We start from the raw sequence: 24,688 nt of genomic DNA, 5'->3' as shown, positions 1-24,688 counted from the left end.
GAGAACGAATCATGTTTCCCAAAAACACGTGGTATGTAGGCGCTACGCCCAGCGAACTCGATGGAAAGCCCCTTGGCCGCAAGATTTGCGGCGAGTCCATCGTGTTTTTCCGTGGCCCCGACAACAAGGTGGCCGCTGTCGAAGACTTTTGCCCCCACCGCGGTGCTCCGTTGTCGCTGGGCAAGGTTGAAAACGGCAAACTGGTTTGTGGCTACCACGGTCTGGAGATGGGTTGCGATGGCAAGACGGTTGCCATGCCATGCCAACGCGTGGGCGGCTTCCCCGCCGTGCGGACGTATCCCGTAGTGGAGCGCTACGGGTTCATCTGGGTCTGGCCTGGCGATGCGCAAGAGGCCGACCCCTCCAAGATCCACCATCTGGCCTGGGCCGATGACCCCGAGTGGGCCTACAGCGGTGGGCTGTACCACGTCAAATGCGATTACCGGCTCATGATCGACAACCTCATGGACCTGACTCACGAGACTTACTTGCACCCGAACTCAATTGGTCAAAAGGAAATCGATGAGTCGCCGCCCAAGACGCGGATGGATGGAGACTGCGCCATCACCGAGCGTTACATGGAAGGCATCATGGCGCCGCCATTCTGGCGTGCGGGCTTGCGCGGAAACAACCTGGCAGACGATGTTCCAGTGGACCGGTGGCAAATCTGCCGCTTCTATCCGCCAAGCCATGTGCTGATCGATGTGGGTGTGGCGCACGCGGGCAAGGGCGGCTTCAATGCAGACCCCAAGGTCAAAGCCTCCAGCACAGTCATCGACTTCATCACACCTGAAACCGAGTCCTCGACCTGGTACTTTTGGGGCATGGCCAGGAACTTCAATGCGCAGGACCAGGCGTTGAGCGAGCAGATCCGCACCAGCCTGAGCAAGGTTTTCTCCGAGGACCTCCAGATGCTGGAGATGCAGCAGCAGAACCTGGAGCGCAACGCCGGGCGCAAGCTACTGAGCCTGAACATCGATGGCGGTGGCGTGCAAGCCCGCCGCATCATCGATCGGTTGCTGGTTGCGGAAAAATCCGCTGCCTGATGTTTTCCCGATCCCACCACAACAGGAGACACAGATGAACTCACGGCGCTTTGTTTTGACACGAGGAGCCGCGCTGATCGGCGCGGCCTCCAGCGGCATTTTGTTGCCCCGGTGGGCGCAGGCGCAAACCAGCAATCTGCGGGTTGGCCTGATGCTGCCGTTCACAGGTACCTTTGCCCAGCCCGGTATCGCCGTCGAAAACGGCTTCCGGCTGGCGCTGGCGCAAAACGGCGGCAAGCTCGGTGGCCGCGAGGTGGAGTTCTTCAAGGTCGATGACGAATCCAATCCGGCCAAGGGCATCGAGAACGCGACCCGCCTGGTAATGCGTGACAAGGTCGACGTGCTGGTGGGTTCGGTGCACTCGGGCGTGCAGATGGGCATTCACAAGGTCGCACGCGATACAGGAGTTCTCAACATCATTCCCAATGCCGGCGTGCACGTGGCCACCCGGGCCCAGTGTGCGCCCAATGTGTTTCGAACCAGCTTCACCAACGCCCAGCCTACCCTGGCTTTGGGCAAGGCCATGGTCGACCGAGGCCACAAGAAGGCGGTGTGGATCACCTGGAACTACGCCGCAGGCGACGAGGCCTTTGAGGGTTTCGAAAAGAGCTACACCGAAGCCGGTGGCACCATCATCAAGAAGCTCGGCCTGCCCTTTCCCAACGTGGAGTTTCAGTCGCTGTTGACCGAGATTGCGTCTTACAAGCCCGACGCCGTGGCTTGCTTCTTCGCCGGTGGCGGTGCAGCCAAGTTCCTGCGCGACTACGCTGCGGCCGGCCTGAACAAGACGATCCCACTGTACGGCTCGGGCTTCCTGACCGAGGGCGTGCTCGATGCAGCAGGCGAAGCTGCCGAGGGCGTTCTCACCACGCTGCACTACAGCGACTCGCTGGATATCCCGCGCAACAAGCAGTTCCGCCTCGACTATGTAAAGGCGTTCAAGGCGCAGCCCGATGTGTATGCCGTTCAGGGATACGACGCGGGCTTGCTGCTCGTCAAGGGTGCCAACGCAGTCAAAGGCGACTTGTCGAACAAACCGGCACTGTACGCAGCGCTGGAAGGCGCCACTATCGACAGTCCGCGCGGGAAATGGACCATGAGCAAGGCCCACAACCCGATCCAGGACATCTACCTGCGCCAGGTGGTCAACAAGGACAACAAGGTGATCGGCATTGCTCAGAAGGCTGTGGCCGATCCCGCCACGGGTTGCCGCATGGGTTGAGTCTTTCGCGCCCCGGTTGTCCTCCAGCGGCGGAGTTCGTCCAAAAGATGTTCCGCCGCTTTTCTTCGTCCTTTTGTTCCTTAACTCATGGATTTCGCCAACTTCCTGATCCAGTTGCTCAACAGCCTGCAATACGGCCTGTTGCTGTTCATGCTGGCCGCCGGCCTCACGCTGATCTTCGGGATCATGGGGGTGGTCAACTTGGCACACGGCAGCTTCTACATGCTGGGCGCCTACCTCGCATGGTTCCTGGTCGGCCAGCTGGACAGCCTGGTGCTCGCCATCGTGCTGGGCACAGTGATCGCCGTGGCGCTGGGCTGGTTGCTGGAGTGGTCGCTGTTCCGGCACTTCTACCACCGCGATCACCTCGACCAGGTATTGCTCACCTTCGGCCTGATCTACATCTTTGAAGAGGTGCGCTCCATCCTCTGGGGTGACGACGTGCACGCGGTGCAGGTGCCCGAGGTGCTGAACTGGTCGATACCGCTGACCGACAACCTCTCGTACCCGGTGTACCGGCTGGTGATGTCGGGCGTGTGCATCGCACTCGCCCTTGGCCTGTACCTGTTGATCTCCAAAACCCGCTTGGGCATGAAGATCCGCGCCGGTGCCTTCAACCGCGAGATGACCGAGTCGCTGGGCATCAACATCCGCCTGATCCACGGCGTGGTGTTCGCGCTGGGCGTGGCACTGGCCGCCATTGCCGGCATGATCGCCTCGCCCATCGCGAGCGTTTACCCCGGCATGGGCAGTTCGGTGCTGATCATGTGTTTTGTGGTGGTGGTCATCGGTGGCATCGGCTCGGTGCGCGGTGCGCTCGTCGCAGCCCTGCTCGTGGGTCTGGTGGACACATTCGGCAAGGTGCTGGTGCCCCAGATCGCGGGCATGGCGGTCTACATGCTGATGGCACTCGTGCTGCTCTACAAGCCCGAAGGGCTCTTCAAACAATGAGCTCCCCCAAAGCACAACTCGAAAAACTGCCGCGCAGCATCCAGGCCATCCTGGTGCTGGGTGCCATCGCGCTCGCCGCGTTTCCGCTCATTCCCTTGACCGGTGGCGAGTTCTACCTGCAGATGCTTTCTCAAATGATGATCCTGGCGATCTTCGCCATGAGCCTGGACCTGCTGCAGGGTGTGAGCGGCCTGGTGTCGCTCGGCCACGCGGCCTACTTTGGTCTGGCCGGCTACGCGCTGGCGTTCCTCACGCCGGCCGACACACCGATCAGCCTGTGGTGGGCCCTGCCCGCCTCGGCGCTGGGCGCGGGCCTGGCCGCGCTCATCATCGGCTTCTTCGTGGTGCGCACCCACGGCATCTACTTCATCATGGTCACCATGGCGTTCGCGCAGATGGTGTTCTTCCTGTTCTTCGACAACAAGGCGCTTGGCGGGTCGGACGGCGTGTACGTGAACTTCCGTCCCGACGCTTCGGTGTTCGGCTGGGCCGGCATAGACCTCGAGAACAAGACCACCTTCTATTACTTCACGCTGTTGCTGCTGGTGCTGGTTTACGCCTTCCTGCGCCGCCTGCTGTTCTCGCCCTTCGGACGCGTGCTCGCCGGCATCCGCGTGAACGAGCACCGCATGCGCGCGGTGGGTTACGGCACTTTCGGCTACAAGCTCGCGGCCTTCACGCTGGCCGGTGCGCTCGCCGGCGTGGCGGGCTTTCTGTGGGCTGCGCAAACCGGCTATGTGAACCCCGAGCTGATGGGTTTTCACATGAGCGCACACGCGATCATGATGGTCATCCTCGGCGGCATGGGCAACTTCGCCGGGGCCATCGTGGGCGCCTTCGCGTTCGAGTACGTGATGCACTTTTTCAAGGACCTCACCAAACACTGGCAGCTGCTCATGGGCACATTCATCGTGCTGGTGGTGGTGTTTGCACCGCGCGGTTTGCTGGGCTTGGTGGAACGCTTCAGCAGCAAACGGGGGAAGGCATGAGCGAACTTCTCCTGTCGGCCCACAACCTCACCAAACGCTTTGGTGGACTGGCCGCTGTCAACGACGTGTCGGTCGACCTGCACCGCGGACGCATCCACGCGGTGATCGGCCCCAACGGCGCGGGCAAGTCCACGCTGACCAACCTGCTCTCGGGCGATCTGCCGCCCACCTCGGGCCGCATCACGCTCAACGGTGTGGAGACCGCCGGCAAGAGCCCCGAAAAAATCTCGCGCCTGGGCCTGGGCCGCAGCTACCAGAAGACCAACATCTTCCTGCCCTTCACCGTGTGGGACAACGTGCGCCTGGCCGCCCAATCGCGCGAGCGGCACGCGCCGTGGAACCCGCTGCGCTGGGTGTCTTCGGCCAGCGCCATGGGTGCGGTCAACGAGCGCTGCGAACGTGCGCTCGAACTCGCCGGCCTCACGAACCGCGCCAGCGTGGTCGCAGGCACCACCAGCCACGGCGAACAGCGCCAACTGGAGATCGCCATGACCTTGGCCACCGAGCCCACCGTGCTGCTGCTCGACGAGCCCCTGGCCGGCATGGGCCAGGCCGAGGCCGAGAGCATGGTCGCGCTGCTGCTGCGTTTGAAAAAAAACCACGCGATCATGCTGGTGGAACACGACATGGACGCCGTCTTCACGCTGGCCGACCAGCTCACCGTGATGGTGAACGGCCAGGTGATCGCCAGCGGCACGCCCGCGCAGGTGCGCGCCGATGCTTCCGTGCAAGCAGCCTACCTGGGTGAGGAACACTGATGAGCGCAGCGACCAACGCATTGGTGGAGGCCAAAGGTCTCAACACCCACTACGGCGCCAGCCACATCCTGCGCGGCATCGACTTCACCGTGGGCCAGGGCCAGACGATCGGTCTGATGGGCCGCAACGGCATGGGCAAGTCCACGCTGCTCAAATCCATCATGGGCATCGTCAAGCCCAGCGGCGGCAAAGTGCATGTGAAGGGCCGCGACATGACCGGCGCGCCCACCTTCGAGATCGCGCGACAAGGCCTGGCTTATGTGCCCGAAGGCCGCGGCATCTTCGGCAACCTGAGCGTGCGCGAGAACTTGGTGATGTCGGCACGTGCCGGCACGAAGGGTCAGCGCGACTGGACGTACGACCGCGTGCTGGAGACCTTCCCGCGCCTGGCCGAGCGCCTGAACCACGGTGGGCAGCAGCTCAGCGGCGGCGAGCAGCAGATGCTCACCATCGGCCGTGCGCTCATGACCAACCCCGACCTGCTCATCCTCGACGAAGCCACCGAGGGCCTGGCGCCGTTGATTGCGCGCGAGATCTGGCGCATCTGCGGCCTGATCCGCGAGAGCGGCATCAGCAGCATCATCGTGGACAAGAACTGGAAACACGTCACCCAGATCACCGACCGCAACGTGATTCTGGTCAAGGGCGAGGTCGTGTTTGAAGGCAGTTCCGAAGAGCTCCTGTCGAAGCCCGAACTGCTGGAGCAGCACTTGGGTGTATGAGAATCAGTGTCGCCCCGGCCGGCCCCTTGAAGCTAGCTAGCGCTGCCCAAGTGCTTGCGAGAGTTTCCGTGCTTCTTCCTTGAGGAGCGTAACAAATACGCTGACACGCGCTTGGTCCACGCGCACACCAGGACCGAAAACGGCCAAAGACCCCATGACTTTGTCGTTCCCCAGAAAAAACGGCACAGCAACCGCCACCGCGCCCTGGATCAATTCGTCCCGGCTTATCGCATACCCCTGTTCCCGGATCTGCTGCAGCCTGTCGAGATAGGCCGACACATTGACGGTTTCTCCGCTCTTGTTCAGATAGCTTTCGGGTATGGGAACATGGGCAAGGATGGCACGCCCGCTAGCGCCCAACGTCACGTCTTCCCGATAGCCCAAGCCGCGTTTGAAACTGAGCGGCTGTGCGCTGGGCAATTCGGCCACACAGATTCGACTGTTGCCCTGGTGAACAAGCAAGGCAACAGTCTCGCCCGTCTGGTCCCACAAGCGGCGCAGCATCGGTTGCGCCAGGGTCGCTATGTCAAGACTGGAGCTCCACACGTGTGCAAGGTGCGCCACCGAGGGACCTAATTCGAAGCGCTGAGGATCACCGGACGACACGATGAACCCGCTGTGTTCCAGCGTGCGCAACAGCCTGTACAGGGTTGGACGGCTCAGGTCTACCCGCTTGAGCAGCTCACCCGCTGTCAGTTGGTGGTCGGTTGCCGTGAACGCCATGAGGATTTCCAGCGCTCTGTCCACGGCCCGGACACTCTCGCCCGGTTTTTCAGTTGGTCCCATAACTCCACCCAAGGTTGCACTTCTATCATGGTACCCGCCCACCAGTCCACTTGATGGACTGACTATTCAAAACTTGACAGAGCTCAATCGATCCGTAAAATGGACTGTAATGTCATGCAGTGGACATGTCGATCAATTTTGGAAACCTGACTATGAACAAGGAAATGTCTGAAGCGCTCACCCGCGTCGGTCCCGGCACGCGCATGGGCAACCTGATGCGCCGCTACTGGGTGCCGGCACTGGCGTCGAGCGAAATCCCCGAAGCCGACGGGCCGCAGGTGCGCGTGCAACTGCTGGGCGAGAAGCTGCTCGCCTTTCGCAATAGCGATGGCAAGGCTTGCCTGATCGGCGAATTTTGCTCGCACCGAGGCGTGTCGCTGTACTTCGGCCGCAACGAGCACAACGGCATCCGCTGCGCCTACCACGGCGTGAAGTTCGACGGCATGGGGCAATGTGTGGACGTGCCGTCCGCGCCTCAGGCTTGCGCGCGCATGCACATCAAGGGCTACCCTTGCGTGGAGCGCGGTGGCATCGTGTGGACCTACATGGGCCCGGCCGATCAGCAGCCCGCACCGCCCGAGCTGGAGTGGTGCACGCTGCCGCCCGAACATGTGTATGTCTCCAAGCGCCTGCAGTACAGCAACTGGCTGCAGGCCATGGAAGGCGGCATCGACACCGCACACGTCTCTTACGTGCACCGCTACGAGGTGGATACCGACCCGATGCACCAGGGAGTGAAGGCGCTGGACTACATCAAGGCCGACGGCAACGTGAAGTTCGAGATCGAGCAGACGCCCTTCGGCCTGAGTCTGTTCGGCCGCCGCAACGGCGAACCCGATTCGTATTACTGGCGCATCACGCAGTGGCTGTTCCCCTGGTTCACGCTGATCGCGCCGTTTGGCGAGCATGCGCTGGGCGGGCATGTGTGGGTGCCGATCGACGACCATAGCTGCTGGGCTTGGAGCATCAACTGGCAGCCTGCCCATCCCCTCACCGACGAAGAACGCACCGCGATGGAAGAAGGTAAGGGCATTCATGTCGAATACGAAGCGCCCGGCAGCTTCATCCCCAAGCAAAACCGCGACAACGACTACTGCATGGACCGCGTGGCGCAACGCGAAGACCGCTCTTACAGCGGCGTGTTCGGCTTCTCCGCGCAGGACTATTCGCTGCAGGAAAGCATGGGCACGATCCAGAATCACGAGGCCGAAAAGCTACTGCCCACTGACAAGGCTATCGTGATGGCGCGCCGCATGTTGCATGAGGCGGCGCTCGGCTTGGCAGATGGCCAGACCCCGCCCGCGCTGGACCCAAGCGCACAGCACGTGCGCCCCGCCGGAGTGCTGCTGCCCAAGGAACAGGACCCCGTTGCGTGGGCACGCGAGCAGCTCGCCGACGCGACGAAAAAACCGGTCTTCAGCCTTTGAGCGACTTCACTTTTCCACCCCACGACAGACAGCACCGGAGACACCTATGAAAACCCACCTGAAACTCGCGGCGGCTGTCGCGCTCGCGGCCTGCGCGGCCACTGCCGCCTGGGCGCAAGGCGCGTCCGACTGGAAGCCCAGCAAGCCGGTGCGCATCATCGTGCCCATCGTCGGCAGCACCAACGACGTGCTCGCTCGCCTGATCGGGCCGAAGCTGCAGGAGGCGCTCGGCCAGCCATTTGTGGTCGAGAACAAACCTGGTGCGGGGGGCAACATCGGTGCATACGAGGTGAGCCGCGCCGCGCCGGACGGCCACACCCTGCTGATCGGCTACAACGGGCCGCTGGCGATCAACGTCACCCTGTTCGACAAGATGCCGTACGACCCTACCAAGGATCTCGCGCCCATCACGCTGGCGGTGAAGTCGCCGCAATACCTGGTGGTGAACCCGGCCACCGGCATCACCGATGTGAAGGACTTCATCGCCAAGGCCAGGGCCAACCCGACCAAGTATGCCTACGGCTCGGTGGCCATGGGCAGCGCCTCGCACCTCACCATGGAAATGATGAAGTCGGGGGCGAACTTCCGCATGACGCATATTCCCTACCGCGGCGCTGGGCCAGCCGTGGCCGATCTAATCGCGGGCAACATCCAGGCCGGCTTCTTCGTGCCCGGCAACGTGCAGGGCTTCGTGAAGGAGGGGCGTCTCAAGCTGCTGGCCTCCACCGGCCCGAAACGTTTTCCGAGTACGCCGGACATCCCGACTCTCAGCGAGTCGGGGCTGAAGGACTTCGAGGCCACCTCGTGGATCGGTCTGCTCGCGCCTGCCGGCACGCCGCCGGCCATCATCAACCGCTACCACGAGGAGATGGTGCGCATTCTCAACTCGCCCGACATCCAGAAGCGCCTGCACGAGATGGAGTTCGAAATCGTCGCGAGCTCGCCCAAGCAGTTCAGCGACTGGATCGGCACCGAGATCGTGCGCTGGGGCAAGGTCATCAAGGACACCGGCGCCAAGGCGGAGTGAGCCGACATGAGCGCACCCCGACTCGCTGAGAAGACCGCGCTGATCACGGGCGGCGGTGCCGGCATTGGCGCCGCGGCGGCCACGCTGTTCTGTCGCGAAGGCGCGGCCGTGCTGCTGGTGGATGCCGACGCCCAGGCGCTGGAGCGCACCCGCCAAGCCATCGTGCAGGCCCTGCCGGGCGCGCGCGTGCTGTGCGTGGCGGCCAACGTGGCCGACGAGGTCGCCGCGCGCGCCGCCGTGCAGCAATGCAACGCGCAGCTCGGTGGCCTGGACATCCTGGTAAACAACGCCGCCATGCGCAACTACTCGGCCGCCGCCGACGCCACGCCCGCCGAGTGGCAGGCCATGGTGGGCGTGAACCTGGTGGGCATGTCCAACTACTGCGCCGCGGCCTTGCCGGCGCTGCGGCAATCGGGCGCGGGCAGCATCGTCAACGTCTCGTCGTGTTACGCGGTCACCGGCCGCAAGGGCATGGCGCTGTACGACGCGACCAAGGCCGCGCAACTGGCCTACACGCGCAGCCTCGCGTTCGAGGAGTCGTCGCACGGCGTGCGCGCCAACGCGGTGTGCCCCGGTTCCACGCTGACGGATTTTCACGTCGGCCGCGCGCAGGGCTCGGGCAAGAGCGTCGAGCAGCTCAGGACCGAACGCAAGGATACTTCGCTGATCGGGCGCTGGGCCTCGCCGGAAGAGATTGCCTGGCCCATCGTGTGGCTAGCGTCCAGCGAGGCATCCTTCATCACCGGGACCACGCTGATGGTCGACGGTGGCTTGCACATCATGTAGCTATTGGGGACATGTTCCCCAAGGTTCTTGTCTAGAACTCCGCAATGTCAACATCCAAGCTTTCTGCACTTGTCTACAACATGAGGCTTGAAGCACCCGGCGTTGTTAGTGTCGAATTTAGGCCAGCCACACCAGACACTGTCTTCCCACCTCATGCCGCTGGCTCACATATCGACCTTCATCTGGGAAACGGCTTGGTTCGCAGCTACTCGCTGATGAACCCGATCACCGATAAGCAACGCTACGTGGTGGGCGTTCTACAGGATCGTCAGAGCCGTGGGGGGTCGAAGTATGTCCACGAGAAGGTTCGCGTGGGCGATGTTCTGGACATCTCGGTGCCTCGCAACAATTTCCCGCTGGAAGAACGTGCTCAGCACTCCGTGCTGGTTGCAGGTGGCATCGGCATCACACCTATGCTGTGCATGCTCAATCGACTGGCTTCGCTGGGTCGATCTGCCGAGCTGTTCTATTTCGCTCGTTCCCGCCGGGATGCTGCGTTCTTGCAAGTGCTGGAATCGATGGAGTCAGGCCAGCTCAAAGTGCGGTACCACTTCGATGACGAAGTCGGTGCGTCTCCCGACCTGCCAACACTGCTGGCAGCGTATCCGGCCGATACCCATTTCTATGGCTGCGGCCCTGGCCCCATGCTGGACGCGTTCCAGAAGGCTTGCGACGGTCTGGGATACACCCACGTGCATCTGGAACGGTTCGCCGCCGTGGAACCTGTGGGGACGCCGACCTTCAACGCCAATGGCTGCACCGTAGAACTGCGCCGGAGTCAGAGGATCATTCAAGTGCCGGCTGGTTCGACCATTCTCGACGCCATGATGGATGCAGGCATCATTCCTAGCTACAGCTGCAAGGAGGGGATCTGCGGTGCCTGCGAAACCAAAGTTCTGGCTGGCGAGGTGGATCACCGGGACAGCATCCTGACACAGCAAGAGCGAGCTGCCAACAAGTCGATGATGATCTGTGTGTCGGGTTGTCGTTCCAATTTGTTGGTACTGGATCTCTAAGACCGGTGTTGTTTGGATAGGTTGCGCGCTTGGCCGGTTTGAACACACCGCCGAGCAGGTCACGAAATCGGGTCAACTCCAACTCCAAGGTGCCAGTTTTGGTGGTGATTCCAATGGTCCGACGCAGCGGTGTGCTCGCTGGAGTTCTGGTAAGCGAAGCCATAGGCCCATTCGCTCAGATCCGACTGGATGAAGCGCTCGACCTTGCCGCTGGTTTGGGACCGCCACGAGCTGGGAATCGGTCACAAATACCCAAATCTTGGCAGGCCTGTGCGAAGTCTCTTAAGCGGAAGGCCGCTCCGTTGTCGATGAGCGGGAGCTAGATGCGCACACCCAGACTGGCGTAGTAGGCGTGGGCGTTGCACGAGAACTGCACCGCGTTGAGCGCCGTCTGGTCGGGGTGGATGTCGATGAACGCGATACGGGCAGGGTCATCAATGGTCAAAAAAGCATCTTCCAGCCCGCTTCATCAACGCTATCCATGCATTTGCCCATCCACGGAATTGGGGCCCAACGCGCTGACCAGTCGAGTCGCGTTTGATGCCGGAAGCCTCATTCTGACACCTCCGCATCGGCGAGGAGTGGAACCGCTGCGCCACCGACCAGCAAGGACGCCAGCGCAACTGCATCAAAGCCGCATTCGCGCAGCACCGATTCGGTTGCTCCCCCAATCGCGGCGCGGGTGCCAGCTTGCTGACGTCGTAACCCACCCAGCGCGCTGGCGCGCCAAAGATACGCATCGCTCCTTCGCTCGGGTGCTCGACCTGACGGAAGAAGCCCACCGCCGCCAAGTGTGGGCCCAGCTTGGAAAGCGTGTTCGTGATCGAGGTTGCAAACGGGGAATTTTTGTACGAGGGCGCAGGTCCGGTGAATGTCTATCGCTCGCCAATGCCGCTTTGATGCTTCGCACATACCGGGCACGTTGAATGGCTGGGTGGCTGTTCCAGACTGGTTGCGGTCGGTCGCTTCGCGACGGTGGGTGGCGGAGGCTGCCGGAGCCGGTCATTCACCCGCCGCCACTGCGTGTGACCGCGGTGACCTCGATGCGTGCCTCAAGCCGTGCTTACAAAGTCAGCCAGGATATTCCAACCGGGTGGACGACCTCGTCCGCTTTCTGAGAACACCAGGTAGTAACTGTCCTGTTGAGACGCATGCTGGCGCTATGAATCAGGCCGACCCGGCGGCGGCGTTCGGGGCCAAGCTTAATGCGGTTGATGGGACTCTCGTCTCTGCCCTGCCGGGGGCCCGTCGCATCGCGGGTGGGTTCACCGGCGCGCGCAGCGGCGACATAACCGTCAAGAACGAGGTGGCAGTTCGCGAAGTTCGAGTTTTTTACCTCGCGATTCACCAGCTATGCTGTCGGCATAGTACCGATTCAGATCTGGTGAAGCGCGACGCATCGTCCGCCTCGAATACCCGCCTGCTCGTGGCACCCTCGTCACGGTCGACGATACGCGCCACTTCCTGTTCACATCTGGCTTCGTCCCAGAGCTTGGTACCTACCCGGGTCCGCACATTCCGATCCCGGTGGAGTTGGTCGTTCATGGCGATGCAGCAATGCATGACGTCAGGGAATGCGCCATGGACGCCCTCGGCCTCGGTTGGTTGAACTGGAATACCTCTGATCTCCGGAGTAGTCAACCAGTGACCTTGGGTTTCGCAAGGCGCGTAGGAGGCATCAACCGCGGGCGCAACCAAATGAATCGACGCCAAGACGGTCCAGCTTGTTGACCTCACGAGAGTCCTCGATTGTTCCGATGCGCCAGACCGCGTGTGGCCAGTCAGTGACGCGCAGTAAGTTCGCGGCGTACCGATGATCATCCTCATGGCACTTCAGAGCCGCATCGCGGCAACCGATGTTCCGTTCGTAGGATCTGTGGCAGGACCATCGCCAACCGCAGGTGCGCAATGCAAGCCCAACCTGTTAGTTACCTCCTGGCAGAGCGATGTCCCAGCCGAAGCGATGGGCAAGTATCTGCAGGACAAGGGCATCAAGCGCTTGAGCACGCTCACACCCAATTTCGTGGGCGGAAAAGACAAGATTTCAGGCCTCAAGCGGTTCTACAAGGGCGAGATCGTGGACGAGATCTACACCCCGCTGAACCAGCTCGACTTTTCTGCAGAACTCACCCAGCTCAATGCGAGCAAGCCGGACGCAGCTTTCGCCTTCTACCCGGGTGCCCTTGGTGTGACGTTCGTGCGTCAGTTTCAACAGGCCGGGCTCCTCGGGAAAATGCCCTTGGCGACGACCAACACCATTGAAGGCACGGCCATCGATGCGATGGGCGCGGCCACCATTGGGGCCACTGTCGCGGACACTTGGACGCCGGGCATGCCCAATCCGGAGTCGCGCCGGTTCGTCGCAGCGTTCGAGAAGAGGTTCAACCGCATGCCCTCCGCGTACGCCGCCTTCAGCTACGACGCAGCCATGCTGCTTGATGCCGCCGTCAAGACAACAGGCGGCAAAACCGATGACCGCAAAGCCTTGTCCAAGGCGATTGCCTCAGCGAAGTTCAAGTCGCTTCGCGGCGATTTCCGCTTTGGTCCAAACCACTACCCGGTGCAGAACTACCACGTTTTCCAGGTGGTGACCGGGGCTGCGGGCAAGCCCGAGTTCAAGCTGGTCGCCGAAAACGTTCTGAAGTCTCACGCCGACGCCTACGTGGCGCAATGCCCCCTCAAGTGATGTTGCTTGTGTTCGCCTTCTAGCGAGGTGCGGACGTTCCCTGCACCTTGATCATCGGAGCTGCTCGATCAAGGCTTCTTTTCGATATATGGAGACAAAAATGAAACTGCGACTTCTGTTCACCCGTGGCCTGCTGGCTGCGACAGCGCCTGCTGCTGGCGCTCATTCTTCCGTTGGCCTGTGCCTCCCTGTGGATACAGGTGTGGAGCACTTGACCAACCTGGGTGCTGGTGGGCATTCATCATGAAACGAAGGACAGCAATCGCAGTCGCAGTGGCGATGCTCGGCGCCGGCTGCGCGGGGCTTCCGGTGCCAGTGCCTGCAACACCGGAGCCGCTGCGCGTCATCGTGTTCCCTGGTGGGTTCAATTGGCCCATCTGGGTGGCTCAGCAACGCGGGTATTTTGGCCAGCAAGGTTTGGCAGTTCAGGTAACGCCAACGCCAAACTCGACCTTCCAGCTCAAAGGCCTGATCCATGGGGAGTTCGATCTCGCCATGACCGCTATCGATAACGTTATCGCTTACCGTGAAGGACAGGGTGAAGCGGGAGTTGATGGACCAGACCTTGTCGCAGTGATGGGGGCGGACAACGGGTTTCTTCGTCTGGTGGGCGCACCAGACATTGCCAGCATCGCTGATTTGCGCGGCAAGACCCTTTCGGTGGACGCGTTGACCACCGGCTATGCGTTCGTGCTTCTCGAAATGCTCGACCGAAACGGACTCAAACTGGACCGTGATTATCGAACCGAGCGTGCGGGCGGCGTGTCGCAACGCTACCAGGCGCTTCTTCAACGCAAGCACGCGGGAACGATGCTGATCACACCGTTTGATGTCAATGCCGCGGAGCAGGGGTTCAAGACACTGGGACGCGCCAATGAGGTGTTGGGCGAGTATCAGGGTTTGGTCGCTGCCGTGCGGCAGAGCTGGGCACGCGAAAATCCACGCCGTGTTTCTGCCTACATCCGTGCATTCACTGATTCGGTAGAGTGGCTGTACGACCCCAAGAACAAGGACGAGGCGATTCGTATCTACCTGGGCAATATGCCGCAAGGCACAAGTGCTCAGTCCGCCGAGGTTGCCTATCGTGTTTTGTTGGATGTCAAGGATGGTTTCTACCGACAAGGCCGATTGAACATGCAAGGTGTCGAAAAGGTTGTGCAACTGCGAGCGAAGTTCGGCCCACAAGGAAAGACGCTGCGACCAGCAGCGGCTTATGTGGACAACTCGTTTCTCAATGCAGCGATGAAACGACGGTAATTGCCACAGGCACCGGTTTCTGCTGATCGCACCGGTGTGTGCGCAGGGCATCACGAAGAATGCAGAAGCGCATCCCGAGTGACGTGCGGCCTGCGTGCAGGATGTTGCCTACCAGACACTACTGCTTCGGGGATTTCTCAGAGGGTTCAGTGGACCGTATGTATGGTGAGTTCATTTGTGCCCGGTGGGATTCAAATCTTCGACGAATATTTCGCTCGCGGACGGAGCATCGTGTTTGAAAGCCGCTGCTCAAGAATATGTGCCACCCATCCAGCTGTGCGTGCCAGCACGAAAAGTGCCGAGGGGGCGCCGTCCGGAAGCCCCATGGATTTGCATGCCAAAACGACAGCAAGTTCGTGTCTCGGCTGCATGTCGTATTCCATGCGAAGGTGGTCCACGAGTGCCAATACGTGCTTGACAGGCGTTGGACGTGAAGATCGTTGCCTCACCAAGTCCATCAGCACTGTCGCTCTTGGATCACCCGCTGGGTACAGCGGGTGATTAAAGCCGGGTAGCTGTTGGCCCGAAGAGAGCGTTTTCCGGGCCTTGGAAATCAGTGCTGGGGTGCTTTTCGCAGACTTTTGAAATTCGTCCAGCCACTCGTAGCGCTCCGCAATTTCCGTGCCGGAGCTTGCAGCAATGGCCGCTGCGATGCAGCTGTGTACAGAGGTTCCGGCAGAGGCCGCAATTCGCGCTGCAAAGGTTCCGGGGGACAGTTCATGGTCCGCGAGCAGCACCAGAATTGCGTCCAGCAGTCGACGGTCTTCTTGGCTGACCGGCTTGCTCATCGCCACGAGCAGACTGTGTGAGACGCTGCGTCCGCCTTTTGCCTCTTCATATCGGCCGCCTTCTCCCAAAAACCCAAAGCAGCCGATGAGTCCGTGGACAACTCCTCGCGCGGCATCGAGGGGGCGGCCAGAGCGCAAACGATCTTTCAGCGGACCTCGGCCGATGGCAAGCTGCATGGCGACCAGCGAAAGAATCTCGATCAGCTGGTGGCGCGCATCCTCTGCGGGAATGGATCGCAACAATGCTTTGTCCCTCGGTGTAATGGGCGACGCCTTCCACAGCAGATCGGTCTCGTGCCAAAGACCGGTCCACAGAAGCTCTGCAACTTGTTCGAACGTCGCGCCTTTCAGGGCGAGATCGGTCGCGAGCTGTCCACGATAACTGGGCCCTTGCGGTGTTATCTCTGTGATGCTCGTCGGGACGATGGGGGGGCCCAGATTCATTGCCGATGCAGCGACCGCCACTTGTCCCGCTTGCGCCATCGTTCGAAGGCGGATCCGCTGGACATCTTCTCGTGAGTACAGCTTGGCTCTGGTGCCTTTGCCCGAAAAACTTCGAACCATTCCTCTGCTGACATAAGCGTACAGCGTTTGCATTTTTATGCCCAGCAGTTCGGTCGCCTCCTTGGCGCTCAGATAGTCTTTTTCCGGTTGCATAAACATTGATTCCAAAATCAAGATTGATCAATCTAAACATCAAAGATAGCATGCCTTCTTCGTTTTTTCTTAGGAGACAAAGCAAATGGATGCTCAATACAAGATAAGTCGCCGAACGGTCCTGCAAGCTGCGGGCGTCACCGCCCTGGCCCCGATCTCCGCGCGGGCTCAAACGGTCTCGGCGGGAGCTTTTCCATCCAGGCAAGTGCGCATCGTCGTGCCCTACACGCCTGGAGGTACGAACGATGTCATGGCGAGGGCCATTGCACAAAAGCTTCAAGAGATGTGGCCTCACCCGGTGATCGTTGAAAACAAGCCAGGCGCAGCGGGGAATATTGGCGCGTCCGATGTGGTGCGTGCCGAAGCAGACGGACACACCCTGTTGTTGACCAATATCAACATCAACTCGATGAACCCAGCCTTGATTGATCGCATGCCATTCGATCCACAAAAGGACTTGGCGCCCATTTCTCTGCTGGGGACGACTGCGCTTGCCCTGGTGGTCCACCCCAGCGTCCCGGCGAACAACACTCAGGAGCTCATCGCATATTTGAAGAAGCGACCTGGTCAGTTGAGCTACGCATCCAGTGGAAATGGGAGCCCTCAGCATTTGTCGGCCGAGATGTTCAAGGCCCTGACAGGCACCAGGGTGTTGCACATTCCTTACCGAGGTGCCGCACCTGGAGTGGCGGATGTCGTCGCAGGTCAGTTGGAGATGACCGTTGGAGTCGTCAACCAACTGATCCCTCACATTCGATCCGGGCGGCTGAAGGCGATCGGAGTGACCAGCAAGAAGCGTCAACCCAGCCTGCCGGATGTGCCAACCCTTGACGAGTCTGGCGTGCCTGGATACGAGAGCGAGATTTGGCTAGGGCTCTGTGCTCCAGCGGCCACGCCAGCACCGGTCATTCGACAGATCAACGCAGCGGTCCACAAGATTCTGACGATGCCCGACGTCGTAACACGTCTGAATGGACAGGGCTTGGAGGTGTTGACGAGTACGCCCGATCAAATGCGCCAGCGTGCCGCCGACGACTTGGTTCGTTGGACCAAGATCATCAAGACTGCTGGCATCAAAGCGGAGTAATGAACGTGAAGCAGGAACATATTGAAGTGAACGACTCCCGACCGCGAAGGGACGAACCTGTGTCTCATAAACCGAATGGTGTGGTCTGGGGCAGCGATGCAATCGCCGACGTTGTGCGCGCTTTGGGAATACCGTATGTGCTGCTGAATCCGGGCGCAAGCTTTCGTGGTTTGCATGACAGTCTGGTCAATCATCTTGGCAACGCCGACCCGCAGATGATTCTGGTGCTGCACGAGGAGCACGCCGTGGCCATTGCGCATGGCTTTGCCAAAGTGACGGGGCAACCACTGGCCGCCATCTTGCACAGCAACGTCGGCCTGATGCACGGCTCCATGGCTATTTTCAACGCATGGGCGGACAGGACGCCCGTGATCATTCTGGGTGCGACTGGACCAGTGGATGCAGCGCGCAGGAGGCCTTGGATCGATTGGCTGCACACGGCTGCGGATCAAGGCGCTCTGGTTCGACATTTCGTCAAATGGGATGCGCAACCTGCTTCGGTTCCCGCTGCTCAAGAGGCCTTGTTAAGGGCATACCAAATTGCCGACACGGCGCCCCGTGGTCCGGTGTACGTTTGCTTTGACGCCGCATTGCAGGAGTCGCGGTTGAACAGGAAGCCAGACGTGCCGGAAACATCACGCTATGCCCCTCCATCGCCCGTGGTACCCACAGCTCAATCTGTTCAACGGGCAACTCGGCTCCTGTCTGAAGCGAAGCGGGTCGTGATTCTGGCTGGGCGGGTCTCCAGGTCAACGCGGGCATGGCAAGAGCGCGTGCAGCTTGCAGAAGCGCTGGGTGCTCGGGTCATCACGGATCTCAAACTGGGTGCGGCGTTTCCAACGGCGCACCCCTTGCACGCTGGGCCTTCTGGAATGTTCCTTTCGCCTGCGAGTGCAGAGGTGCTCCGTTCGGCCGATGTTGTGTTGAGCCTGGATTGGCTTGATCTGGCGGGTACTTTGAAACAGGCGTGGGGCGAAGAGCATGCTGCCTGCCAAGTCATACAGATCTCTGTCGACCATCACATTCACAACGGTTGGAGCATGGACCACCAAGCTCTGCCACCAGCAGACGTGTTTTTTCCTTGCGAACCTGACACCGTGGTGCCGCTGCTGCTGGAGGAGTTGGAGGGTGCTGCCACGCTCGGTCAAGACGCAGCGCCAGCGGCCGAGGGCGTACTCCCGCCGGCTGTCTCTGCATCCGATGGAGACGGCCCTTTGATGGTCAAGGACGTAGCTGCCATCTTGAGGCGGCTCACTCAAGGAGAGCGCGTCTCCTTGCTCCGGCTTCCCCTCAGCTGGTCTGGTGAGATGTGGGACCTGGACAGTCCTCTGGACTTTTTGGGCTACGACGGCGGCGGTGGTATTGGGTCAGGTCCGGGCATGATCGTTGGCAGTGCACTGGCTTTAAAAGGTACCGATCGATTGCCGATAGGCATCATTGGCGATGGCGACTTCCTCATGGGCGTCTCTGCTTTCTGGACAGCAGCGCACGCCAGAATTCCTCTGCTTGCCGTGGTGGTAAACAACCGGTCGTTCTTTAACGACGAGCTTCACCAGGAGCGGGTTGCAAAAGAGCGCGAACGGCCAGTGGAGAACCGGTGGATCGGGCAAAGAATTGACGACCCCGCACCCGACCTCGCCATGATGGCGCGGGCTCAAGGGCTGACCGCGTTTGGTCCAGTGACGAGCGCGCGCGAACTGGAACAAGTCTTGACGCAGGCTATCCAGGCATTGAAGACCGGAGCATCCGTGGTGGTCGAGGCGATTGTGGCTCCCGGGTACGCACCCGCGATGTCCCAGGGCATGACGCGATCACATGGAGATGAATAAATGACCAAGTTCGATGACGCTTTGAAGCGCCTTGCCCCACAAGAACTGCAGAAGCAGGACTTGACGGGTTTGGTCGATGCCGCTCTGCCGACCAAAACCGGTCATTACTGGGACGGGAAATGGCAGAACGGAAGTGGCTCCACGGTGGCCACGAGCATCAACCCCAGCACCGAAGAGGACCTTCGTGCTTACTCGGTCGCGTCAGTTGGCGATGTCGAGCTTGCTATTGCGTCGGCACGGAAGGCTTTTCCCGCTTGGGAAGAGACCCCGCCTTTGACCCGTGGGAAGTTGATGCGCAAAGCTGCAGACATCATTCGATCTCATGCGCTCGAGCTTGCACTAGTGGACGCCGCCGATTGTGGAAACCCCGTGAACGCCATGCAAATGGACGCCGAGATTGCGGCGACCCAACTGGAATACTTCGCTGGGCTGGTACTTGAAAACAAGGGCGAGACCATCCCCACGGGCAATGAGTCGTTGAACTACACATTGAGAGAGCCGCTTGGGGTCGTTGCTCGCATCTTTCCGTTCAATCACCCATTCATGTTCGCCGCAGGGAAAATGGCAGCACCACTGGCAGCCGGCAATACCGTGCTGCTGAAACCGCCCGAACAAGCACCGCTTTCGACTCTGCGGTTGATGGAACTGCTGGACGGTGTGTTTCCCCCTGGCGTGTTGAACTGTGTGGTGGGTGGAAGGGAGGTGGGAGCGGCGCTCGCTCAGCACGCTGACGTGGATGCCGTTGGACTGATTGGCAGTGTTCAGGCGGGGAAAGCCGTCCTGCGTTCTTCTGCTGACACCATGAAACACTGCCTCTTGGAGTTGGGTGGCAAAAATGCCATGGTGATCTATCCGGACGCGGACCTGGAAGAGGCTGTGTACGGCGCGGTGCGTGGCATGAACTTCACCTGGTGTGGGCAATCCTGCGGCTCCACGAGCAGGCTCCTCATCCATGACAGTGTTTACAAAAAATTTCTGGAGGCGCTGTCGGTCGAACTCACCAAGCGGCACAAGCCTGGGATTGCAACGCACATGCAGACAACAATGGGCGCGCTGGTCGATAAGGCGCAGTACGAGAAAATCTTGTTCTACATTGCCAAGGGACGCAGCGAAGGGGCGCGCGTTCTGCACGGGGGCGGGCGACCGGTCGATCTGGAGCGTGGATATTTCATTGAGCCCACCGTCCTTTGCGACGTACTGCCCCATCACACCGTGGCGCGCGAAGAGATCTTCGGGCCCGTGCTTTCCGCCATGAAGTGGAGCCGCGAAGACGAGATGATGGCGATCGTCAATGGTGTCGAGTTTGGCCTGACCGCGTCCATCTGGACCCGGGATCTTGTGACGGCTCACCGGGCGGCGAAGAGGATCCAGGCCGGATATATCTGGATCAATGATGCTTCCATTCATATTCCTGGTGCGCCCTTCGGCGGGTACAAGAGCTCGGGCATCGGCCGTGAGGAATGTCTTCAGGAGCTGCATGAATTTTCACAGACCAAGAATGTGAATGTGTCTTTACGCAACCCACGCCGCCTGTGAGGCAATGCAATCCAGTTAGAAGTCCACGAAGTGCTTGCAAAACGCGTTGGTCGGCAATATACTTAGACGACTAACCAAATGCGATCCTGGGTAACTTGGCTCTGGTCGCGTATTCCTTAAGAGGCATGCACATGATCACTCCTGAAGAGAACGAACTGCTCTGTCGTGTTGTTGGCGACGCCCCCATGGGCCAGTTGATGAGGCGCCATTGGACCCCGGTGTGTCTGATCGAAGAAGTTTCAGAGGCTGACGGGCCACCGGTCAAAGCGCGTGTGTACGGCGAAGATCTGGTGGTGTTTCGAGATACGGATGGGAGAGTGGGCGTTCTCGACGAAAAGTGTCCGCACAGGCGTGTCTCCCTCGTCTATGGCCGCAACGAAGAAGGTGGCCTTAGGTGTCTGTACCACGGCTGGAAGATGGATGTCGCGGGCAATGTTCTCGAAATGGTGTCAGAGCCTGCGGCAAGCGGATTCGCGGAGAAGGTGAAGCACAAGGCATACCCCGTCAAGGAATGGGGTGGGTTTGTTTGGTCATGGTTTGGCCCCGCGGAAAGCGTGCCCGAGTTCGTACCCCCTCCATGGGCGCCGACGCAAGACACTCGGGTGTCAATCGCAAAGGTCATCCTTCCTTGCAACTGGGCTCAGATTCTTGAGGGAGCCATCGACTCGGCGCACAGCTCCAGTTTGCATTCGTCGGATATGGTTCCCGCTCGCGTTTCCGGTGCTGCGGCTACCGACAAAGCCTGGTTGCGCCCTTCGACGGACAAGGCGCCGCGCATGCAGGTGCAGCGATCTGGCTACGGTTTCCGTTATGCGGCGATCCGCAGGCCCATTCAGAATGCCAGCTCACACGACTACGTGCGCTCCACGGTTTTCGTTGCACCCGCGTCTGCGCTCATCCCCCCCAACAACTTGTACAACGTGGCGAACGTGAACGTCCCGATGGACGACACCAACACCGCCTTCTACTTTTTGGCCTGGGGGCACCCTGCTCAAACGCCCGAGACCGAAACCTGGCGAAAATTTCTCGGTCAGACAGTGGGGGTTGATCTCGACGACAGGTACCGGCCGTTGCGTAACGAAGAAAACCGCTTCTGGCAGGATCGGCAAGCCATGAAGGCCGGAAACTTTACCGGCATCAAAGGCTTTCCCAATCAGGACGTAGCGATGTGGGTGACGATGGGGCCCATTGCCGACCGCACCAACGACCGGTTGGGTGCCAGTGACATCGCCGTGGTGGAATTTCGCAAGCAGATGCTGGATGCGGTTCGTGCTTTCCAAAATGGTGAGCCAGCAATTGGAACCGGTGACGCTGCTATCCCGGCCAGCGTTTGTTCATTCCAGGCAGTGGTGCCAAAGACGACTGACTGGCGAGAATACGCTGCAACTTATGTGTGGGCAGACGGCATTGAACGCCCCGAACTCGAACCTTCTTATTCTGTCAATACCTGAGTCCACCATGAGCAAGCTTCAACTCTCGGTCGCGATGGGCGACTACGACCGTACCCGCGCTTTGCTGGATGGGCGAGTTCAGATCGACGGCGTCGACCCCGTCTTCATGAATCTGAACCCGGAAGAAATGTTTTTCCGGGCCATGCGAAGTCAAGATTTCGATATTTCAGAACTTTCGTTCTCGAGCTATGCCGTCAAAACCGCGAAGGGGGATTGCCCCTACGTTGCCATTCCCGTGTTCTTGTCGAGAGCTTTTCGGCACACATCGATTTATGTGCGGAAGGACAGAATCAAGCGTCCTGAAGACCTTAAAGGTAAGCGTATCGGGCTGCCTGAGTACCAGTTGAGTGCGAACGTGTGGGCTAGAGCGCTCTTGCAGGATGACTATGGCGTCGCACCAGAGGATGTGACATGGGTGCGAGGGGGCATTGAAACCGCTGGCCGACCTGAAAAAATTGCTCTGTCTCTTCCGGACGGCGTGAAGTTGGAAAGCGCTCGGGAAGGCTCGACCATTTCTGAGCTTCTAGATCTTGGTGAAATTGATGGGTTCATGGCCCCAAGGCCTCCCAGCGCCAAGGTGCTCGACAATCCCAACGTGGGTTGGCTTTTCGATGATCCAACCTCAGTGGCGAAAGATTATTTCCGCCGCACCGGGATCTTCCCCATCATGCATGTCGTGGGTATCAGAAAGAGATTGGCGGAACAGCATCCGTGGCTACCGGGTGCTGTCTACAAAGCATTCATGCACGCAAAAGCTGCGGCTCTGGAGGCTTTGTCGGATACCTCTGCAACGAAGGTCACTCTTCCTTTTGTGGAAGAGCAATTGAAAGCGGCTCGCGAGACGATGGGCAACGACTACTGGTCTTATGGCGTGACAAAGAACAAAGCCACCATTGATACCTTCCTGCGTCACCACCACTCTCAAGGCCTTTCAGCGCGGCGGTTGGCAGTCGAAGAGATTTTCCACCCGGCTACGTACGAAACCTACGCTATTTGACGTTTGGAACTTGCGGGTCGGAGGAGGCGGCCTCATCGGCGGCCAGATTTTCGATCATTGAAAGAAGGCATTTCCGCACGATGGCAAGTGAACGGTCGGATAAACCTTGAACGCTGACGCTGTTGACCTCCTCGGCCAGCGGCACCAGCGCTTTTTCAAGCGAACGTCCTGCAGGCAGCAAAAAAACATGCATGTTCTTTCTGTTGCCAGCCAACTGCCGTCGCTCGATGAAGCCCATGCTCTCCATGGCCTTGACTGCGCTGAACGTGGTGGGCTCCATGACGCCAGCCAAGTCGCTCAGCTCGCGCTGCGTCAAGCCGTCTTGTATCCAAAGAATTCGCAAAAATGTCCAATGCCCAAACGAAACCCCGTGGGCGGCCAGGCGAAGTTGCAGGGCCCGCATCTGCGCACGGGAGACATCTCGAATCAAGTGTGCCAAGCGGTCTTGCGGAACTGCTTCGCGCCAGTGTCGCAAAAGATATCGTGTGTGTTCGGAATCAGGCATGTGGAGGTGGAAGGTAACCAACTTGAAGCTTTGGCATGATATCCACTGATCGACGACTGGACTCGAGCATTGCGAGGCACACCTCCAAGGTCGCCCGGGACCAAGGTCCGCTGTGGAGCGGGGCACGGCCTTCGCGCGCAACGCCCCACAGCTCGTCCACCACTTCACCTCTGGGAACCGAGGGAACTGTGGCTTTGACGAATCGGGAGCCGGACTTGTCGAACACATGAACGCCATTCGGTGTCAGCCGCAAGTCACCGCCTTCGCAGCTCACTAGCACCGGGCCGAAATGCTGACAAGCTTCGGGGGAGGCCTCCGGAGGAGCCGTATACAGACTGCCGCCGAAGTTCCGCTCCGCCTTCAACATCGCCTCCTGAAGTTCGTCCTCAACTTTTGCGAGCCGTTGCTTTGTCTGGTGATGAGCAGCAGGGTCCTTTGGCCGACCCATCTCGCCGATGCCATCCATGAGCGCGTCCGTGTCGTAGAAACCGTAGCCGTTGTAGGTCACGCTCGCGAAAGCCCCATTGGCGAAGTTCAGCAGTGCCGAGAACGCACCCTCCGTCGGTCTGGCCGGATCCCACGCTCCTGTCACTGCTCTCACCTGTGTGGTCAGTCCACCGGCCAGCAATCGGACAATGTCAATCTGGTGCGCCGCTTGACTGAACACAACCCCGCCTCCGCGCGATGTGTCCAGTTCTTCAGGACGCCGCGGCCGGTACAAAAAATCGGTGTACTGCATCGCATGCACAAGACGAGCCGCGCCGAAATCGCCCGAATCGATCAGTCGGCGGGCCAGAAGCACTGGCGCATTGAAGCTGTGGCTGTGTCCGATGATCAGTTGCGCACCTGACTGTTCACATGCTTCAATCATGCGGGTGCAGTCGTCGATGTGGATCGCCATGGGCTTTTCGACCAATGCGGATTTTCCGTGCCTCACTGCGAGCGCCACATGCTCTGCATGCATTTGATGCGGAGTCGCGATGTAGACCCATTCGACACTGGAGTCTGCACACAGCGCCTCGGGCGAAAGATGCGCAATCCCGCCGAACGTTTGTTCAAACGCGGTCCGCGCTCCTGGCCTTGGATCGAACGCTGCAACGAGCTTCACCCTTCGATCGCCAAGGAATGTCGGGAGCATCAATGTGAATGCTCTGCCCAGCCCAAG

Annotated in this window: 22 protein-coding genes; 17 read left to right on the top strand and 5 right to left on the bottom strand. The window is 60.1% G+C overall.

Translation table 11 applies throughout. From position 1 onward, the window contains the following. Nucleotides 1-11 precede the first annotated feature (11 nt). From F9Z44_RS05535 to F9Z44_RS05510, 6 genes are all read left to right on the top strand, one after another. Nucleotides 12-1,046, top strand: a complete 1,035-nt coding sequence (locus F9Z44_RS05535; RefSeq protein WP_056272099.1) for an aromatic ring-hydroxylating dioxygenase subunit alpha — start codon at nucleotides 12-14, stop codon at nucleotides 1,044-1,046. 34 nt (nucleotides 1,047-1,080) lie between these two features. Continuing rightward, nucleotides 1,081-2,268 carry an ABC transporter substrate-binding protein gene (locus F9Z44_RS05530; RefSeq protein WP_056272102.1) on the top strand — a complete coding sequence of 396 codons (1,188 nt, stop codon included), beginning with the start codon at nucleotides 1,081-1,083 and terminating at the stop codon, nucleotides 2,266-2,268. Between the two features lie 87 nt (nucleotides 2,269-2,355). Further along, a complete protein-coding gene (locus F9Z44_RS05525) occupies nucleotides 2,356-3,219 on the top strand; it encodes a branched-chain amino acid ABC transporter permease (RefSeq protein ID WP_159604280.1) in 864 nt (287 codons plus the stop codon). After that, nucleotides 3,216-4,208 carry a branched-chain amino acid ABC transporter permease gene (locus F9Z44_RS05520; protein WP_159604278.1) on the top strand — a complete coding sequence of 331 codons (993 nt, stop codon included), beginning with the start codon at nucleotides 3,216-3,218 and terminating at the stop codon, nucleotides 4,206-4,208. Before F9Z44_RS05525 ends, F9Z44_RS05520 begins: the two co-directional genes overlap by 4 nt. Further along, entirely contained in the window at nucleotides 4,205-4,966 is a 762-nt protein-coding gene (locus F9Z44_RS05515) for an ABC transporter ATP-binding protein (RefSeq protein WP_159604276.1), read from the top strand. Before F9Z44_RS05520 ends, F9Z44_RS05515 begins: the two co-directional genes overlap by 4 nt. Beyond that, nucleotides 4,966-5,688, top strand: coding sequence for an ABC transporter ATP-binding protein (locus F9Z44_RS05510; protein ID WP_159604274.1), 723 nt, complete (start codon nucleotides 4,966-4,968; stop codon nucleotides 5,686-5,688). Before F9Z44_RS05515 ends, F9Z44_RS05510 begins: the two co-directional genes overlap by 1 nt. Nucleotides 5,689-5,724: 36 nt before the next feature. On the opposite strand, the gene F9Z44_RS05505 is transcribed toward F9Z44_RS05510, so the two are convergent. Further along, nucleotides 5,725-6,474: an IclR family transcriptional regulator gene (locus tag F9Z44_RS05505; protein WP_159604272.1), complete on the bottom strand. Its 750-nt coding sequence runs from the start codon at nucleotides 6,472-6,474 to the stop codon at nucleotides 5,725-5,727. Between the two features lie 152 nt (nucleotides 6,475-6,626). Between F9Z44_RS05505 and F9Z44_RS05500 the strand changes: the two genes are divergently transcribed. From F9Z44_RS05500 to F9Z44_RS05485, 4 genes are read left to right on the top strand one after another with little or no spacing between them, the layout of a single operon-like run. After that, a complete protein-coding gene (locus F9Z44_RS05500) occupies nucleotides 6,627-7,901 on the top strand; it encodes an aromatic ring-hydroxylating dioxygenase subunit alpha (protein WP_056272119.1) in 1,275 nt (424 codons plus the stop codon). 46 nt (nucleotides 7,902-7,947) lie between these two features. Beyond that, entirely contained in the window at nucleotides 7,948-8,928 is a 981-nt protein-coding gene (locus F9Z44_RS05495) for a Bug family tripartite tricarboxylate transporter substrate binding protein (protein ID WP_069047274.1), read from the top strand. A 6-nt stretch (nucleotides 8,929-8,934) separates the two neighbouring features. Next, nucleotides 8,935-9,714, top strand: a complete 780-nt coding sequence (locus F9Z44_RS05490; protein ID WP_056272130.1) for an SDR family NAD(P)-dependent oxidoreductase — start codon at nucleotides 8,935-8,937, stop codon at nucleotides 9,712-9,714. 44 nt (nucleotides 9,715-9,758) lie between these two features. Further along, entirely contained in the window at nucleotides 9,759-10,730 is a 972-nt protein-coding gene (locus F9Z44_RS05485; RefSeq protein ID WP_159604270.1) for a PDR/VanB family oxidoreductase, read from the top strand. A 319-nt stretch (nucleotides 10,731-11,049) separates the two neighbouring features. Here the strand turns inward: F9Z44_RS05485 and F9Z44_RS23115 are convergent, their stop codons facing one another. Next, a complete protein-coding gene (locus F9Z44_RS23115) occupies nucleotides 11,050-11,175 on the bottom strand; it encodes a hypothetical protein (protein ID WP_268894205.1) in 126 nt (41 codons plus the stop codon). 1,368 nt (nucleotides 11,176-12,543) lie between these two features. On the opposite strand from F9Z44_RS23115, the gene F9Z44_RS05480 reads away from it, so the two are divergent. Together F9Z44_RS05480 and F9Z44_RS05475 are read left to right on the top strand one after the other, a co-directional pair. Next, a complete protein-coding gene (locus F9Z44_RS05480) occupies nucleotides 12,544-13,416 on the top strand; it encodes an ABC transporter substrate-binding protein (protein WP_159604268.1) in 873 nt (290 codons plus the stop codon). A gap of 243 nt (nucleotides 13,417-13,659) precedes the next feature. Further along, on the top strand, nucleotides 13,660-14,673 hold the full coding sequence (locus F9Z44_RS05475; protein WP_159604266.1) for an ABC transporter substrate-binding protein: 1,014 nt from the start codon (nucleotides 13,660-13,662) through the stop codon (nucleotides 14,671-14,673). 191 nt (nucleotides 14,674-14,864) lie between these two features. On the opposite strand, the gene F9Z44_RS05470 is transcribed toward F9Z44_RS05475, so the two are convergent. Further along, a complete protein-coding gene (locus F9Z44_RS05470) occupies nucleotides 14,865-16,118 on the bottom strand; it encodes a citrate synthase (RefSeq protein ID WP_159604264.1) in 1,254 nt (417 codons plus the stop codon). A gap of 85 nt (nucleotides 16,119-16,203) precedes the next feature. Between F9Z44_RS05470 and F9Z44_RS05465 the strand changes: the two genes are divergently transcribed. The 5 genes from F9Z44_RS05465 (at nucleotide 16,204) to F9Z44_RS05445 (ending at nucleotide 23,018) form a co-directional block, all read left to right on the top strand. After that, a complete protein-coding gene (locus F9Z44_RS05465) occupies nucleotides 16,204-17,205 on the top strand; it encodes a Bug family tripartite tricarboxylate transporter substrate binding protein (protein ID WP_159604262.1) in 1,002 nt (333 codons plus the stop codon). Next, nucleotides 17,205-19,034 (top strand): thiamine pyrophosphate-binding protein, encoded by a 1,830-nt coding sequence (locus F9Z44_RS05460; RefSeq protein WP_159608594.1) that lies wholly within the window; start codon nucleotides 17,205-17,207, stop codon nucleotides 19,032-19,034. Before F9Z44_RS05465 ends, F9Z44_RS05460 begins: the two co-directional genes overlap by 1 nt. After that, nucleotides 19,035-20,570: an aldehyde dehydrogenase family protein gene (locus F9Z44_RS05455; RefSeq protein ID WP_159604260.1), complete on the top strand. Its 1,536-nt coding sequence runs from the start codon at nucleotides 19,035-19,037 to the stop codon at nucleotides 20,568-20,570. Between the two features lie 131 nt (nucleotides 20,571-20,701). After that, a complete protein-coding gene (locus tag F9Z44_RS05450) occupies nucleotides 20,702-22,021 on the top strand; it encodes a Rieske 2Fe-2S domain-containing protein (RefSeq protein ID WP_159604258.1) in 1,320 nt (439 codons plus the stop codon). A gap of 7 nt (nucleotides 22,022-22,028) precedes the next feature. Then, entirely contained in the window at nucleotides 22,029-23,018 is a 990-nt protein-coding gene (locus F9Z44_RS05445) for an ABC transporter substrate-binding protein (protein ID WP_159604256.1), read from the top strand. On the opposite strand, the gene F9Z44_RS05440 is transcribed toward F9Z44_RS05445, so the two are convergent. Together F9Z44_RS05440 and F9Z44_RS05435 are read right to left on the bottom strand one after the other, a co-directional pair. Beyond that, nucleotides 23,011-23,523 carry a MarR family winged helix-turn-helix transcriptional regulator gene (locus tag F9Z44_RS05440; protein ID WP_159604255.1) on the bottom strand — a complete coding sequence of 171 codons (513 nt, stop codon included), beginning with the start codon at nucleotides 23,521-23,523 and terminating at the stop codon, nucleotides 23,011-23,013. The two genes, F9Z44_RS05445 and F9Z44_RS05440, sit on opposite strands and share 8 nt — an antisense overlap. Next, nucleotides 23,516-24,661, bottom strand: a complete 1,146-nt coding sequence (locus F9Z44_RS05435; protein ID WP_236574265.1) for a Gfo/Idh/MocA family protein — start codon at nucleotides 24,659-24,661, stop codon at nucleotides 23,516-23,518. The genes F9Z44_RS05440 and F9Z44_RS05435 overlap by 8 nt, the downstream gene beginning before the upstream one ends. Nucleotides 24,662-24,688 lie beyond the last annotated feature (27 nt).

It is taken from the genome of Hydrogenophaga sp. PBL-H3 (assembly GCF_010104355.1).
Classification (GTDB): Bacteria; Pseudomonadota; Gammaproteobacteria; order Burkholderiales; family Burkholderiaceae_C; genus Hydrogenophaga.
Note: the sequence above shows the minus strand (reverse complement) of the source record. Positions and strands in the feature narration are given on the sequence as shown.

Coding starts and splice junctions, on each gene's coding strand:
- F9Z44_RS05495 (WP_069047274.1), top strand. CDS start 7,948: ATGAAAACCCACCTGAAACTCGCGGCGGCTGTCGCGCTCGCGGCCTGC.
- F9Z44_RS05460 (WP_159608594.1), top strand. CDS start 17,205: ATGAACGTGAAGCAGGAACATATTGAAGTGAACGACTCCCGACCGCGA.
- F9Z44_RS05450 (WP_159604258.1), top strand. CDS start 20,702: ATGATCACTCCTGAAGAGAACGAACTGCTCTGTCGTGTTGTTGGCGAC.
- F9Z44_RS05435 (WP_236574265.1), bottom strand. CDS start 24,661: ATGCTCCCGACATTCCTTGGCGATCGAAGGGTGAAGCTCGTTGCAGCG.
- F9Z44_RS05490 (WP_056272130.1), top strand. CDS start 8,935: ATGAGCGCACCCCGACTCGCTGAGAAGACCGCGCTGATCACGGGCGGC.
- F9Z44_RS05535 (WP_056272099.1), top strand. CDS start 12: ATGTTTCCCAAAAACACGTGGTATGTAGGCGCTACGCCCAGCGAACTC.
- F9Z44_RS05475 (WP_159604266.1), top strand. CDS start 13,660: ATGAAACGAAGGACAGCAATCGCAGTCGCAGTGGCGATGCTCGGCGCC.
- F9Z44_RS05500 (WP_056272119.1), top strand. CDS start 6,627: ATGAACAAGGAAATGTCTGAAGCGCTCACCCGCGTCGGTCCCGGCACG.
- F9Z44_RS05510 (WP_159604274.1), top strand. CDS start 4,966: ATGAGCGCAGCGACCAACGCATTGGTGGAGGCCAAAGGTCTCAACACC.
- F9Z44_RS05520 (WP_159604278.1), top strand. CDS start 3,216: ATGAGCTCCCCCAAAGCACAACTCGAAAAACTGCCGCGCAGCATCCAG.
- F9Z44_RS05480 (WP_159604268.1), top strand. CDS start 12,544: ATGATCATCCTCATGGCACTTCAGAGCCGCATCGCGGCAACCGATGTT.
- F9Z44_RS05515 (WP_159604276.1), top strand. CDS start 4,205: ATGAGCGAACTTCTCCTGTCGGCCCACAACCTCACCAAACGCTTTGGT.
- F9Z44_RS05530 (WP_056272102.1), top strand. CDS start 1,081: ATGAACTCACGGCGCTTTGTTTTGACACGAGGAGCCGCGCTGATCGGC.
- F9Z44_RS05470 (WP_159604264.1), bottom strand. CDS start 16,118: ATGCAACCGGAAAAAGACTATCTGAGCGCCAAGGAGGCGACCGAACTG.
- F9Z44_RS05465 (WP_159604262.1), top strand. CDS start 16,204: ATGGATGCTCAATACAAGATAAGTCGCCGAACGGTCCTGCAAGCTGCG.
- F9Z44_RS05505 (WP_159604272.1), bottom strand. CDS start 6,474: ATGGGACCAACTGAAAAACCGGGCGAGAGTGTCCGGGCCGTGGACAGA.
- F9Z44_RS05485 (WP_159604270.1), top strand. CDS start 9,759: ATGTCAACATCCAAGCTTTCTGCACTTGTCTACAACATGAGGCTTGAA.
- F9Z44_RS05455 (WP_159604260.1), top strand. CDS start 19,035: ATGACCAAGTTCGATGACGCTTTGAAGCGCCTTGCCCCACAAGAACTG.
- F9Z44_RS05525 (WP_159604280.1), top strand. CDS start 2,356: ATGGATTTCGCCAACTTCCTGATCCAGTTGCTCAACAGCCTGCAATAC.
- F9Z44_RS05440 (WP_159604255.1), bottom strand. CDS start 23,523: ATGCCTGATTCCGAACACACACGATATCTTTTGCGACACTGGCGCGAA.
- F9Z44_RS05445 (WP_159604256.1), top strand. CDS start 22,029: ATGAGCAAGCTTCAACTCTCGGTCGCGATGGGCGACTACGACCGTACC.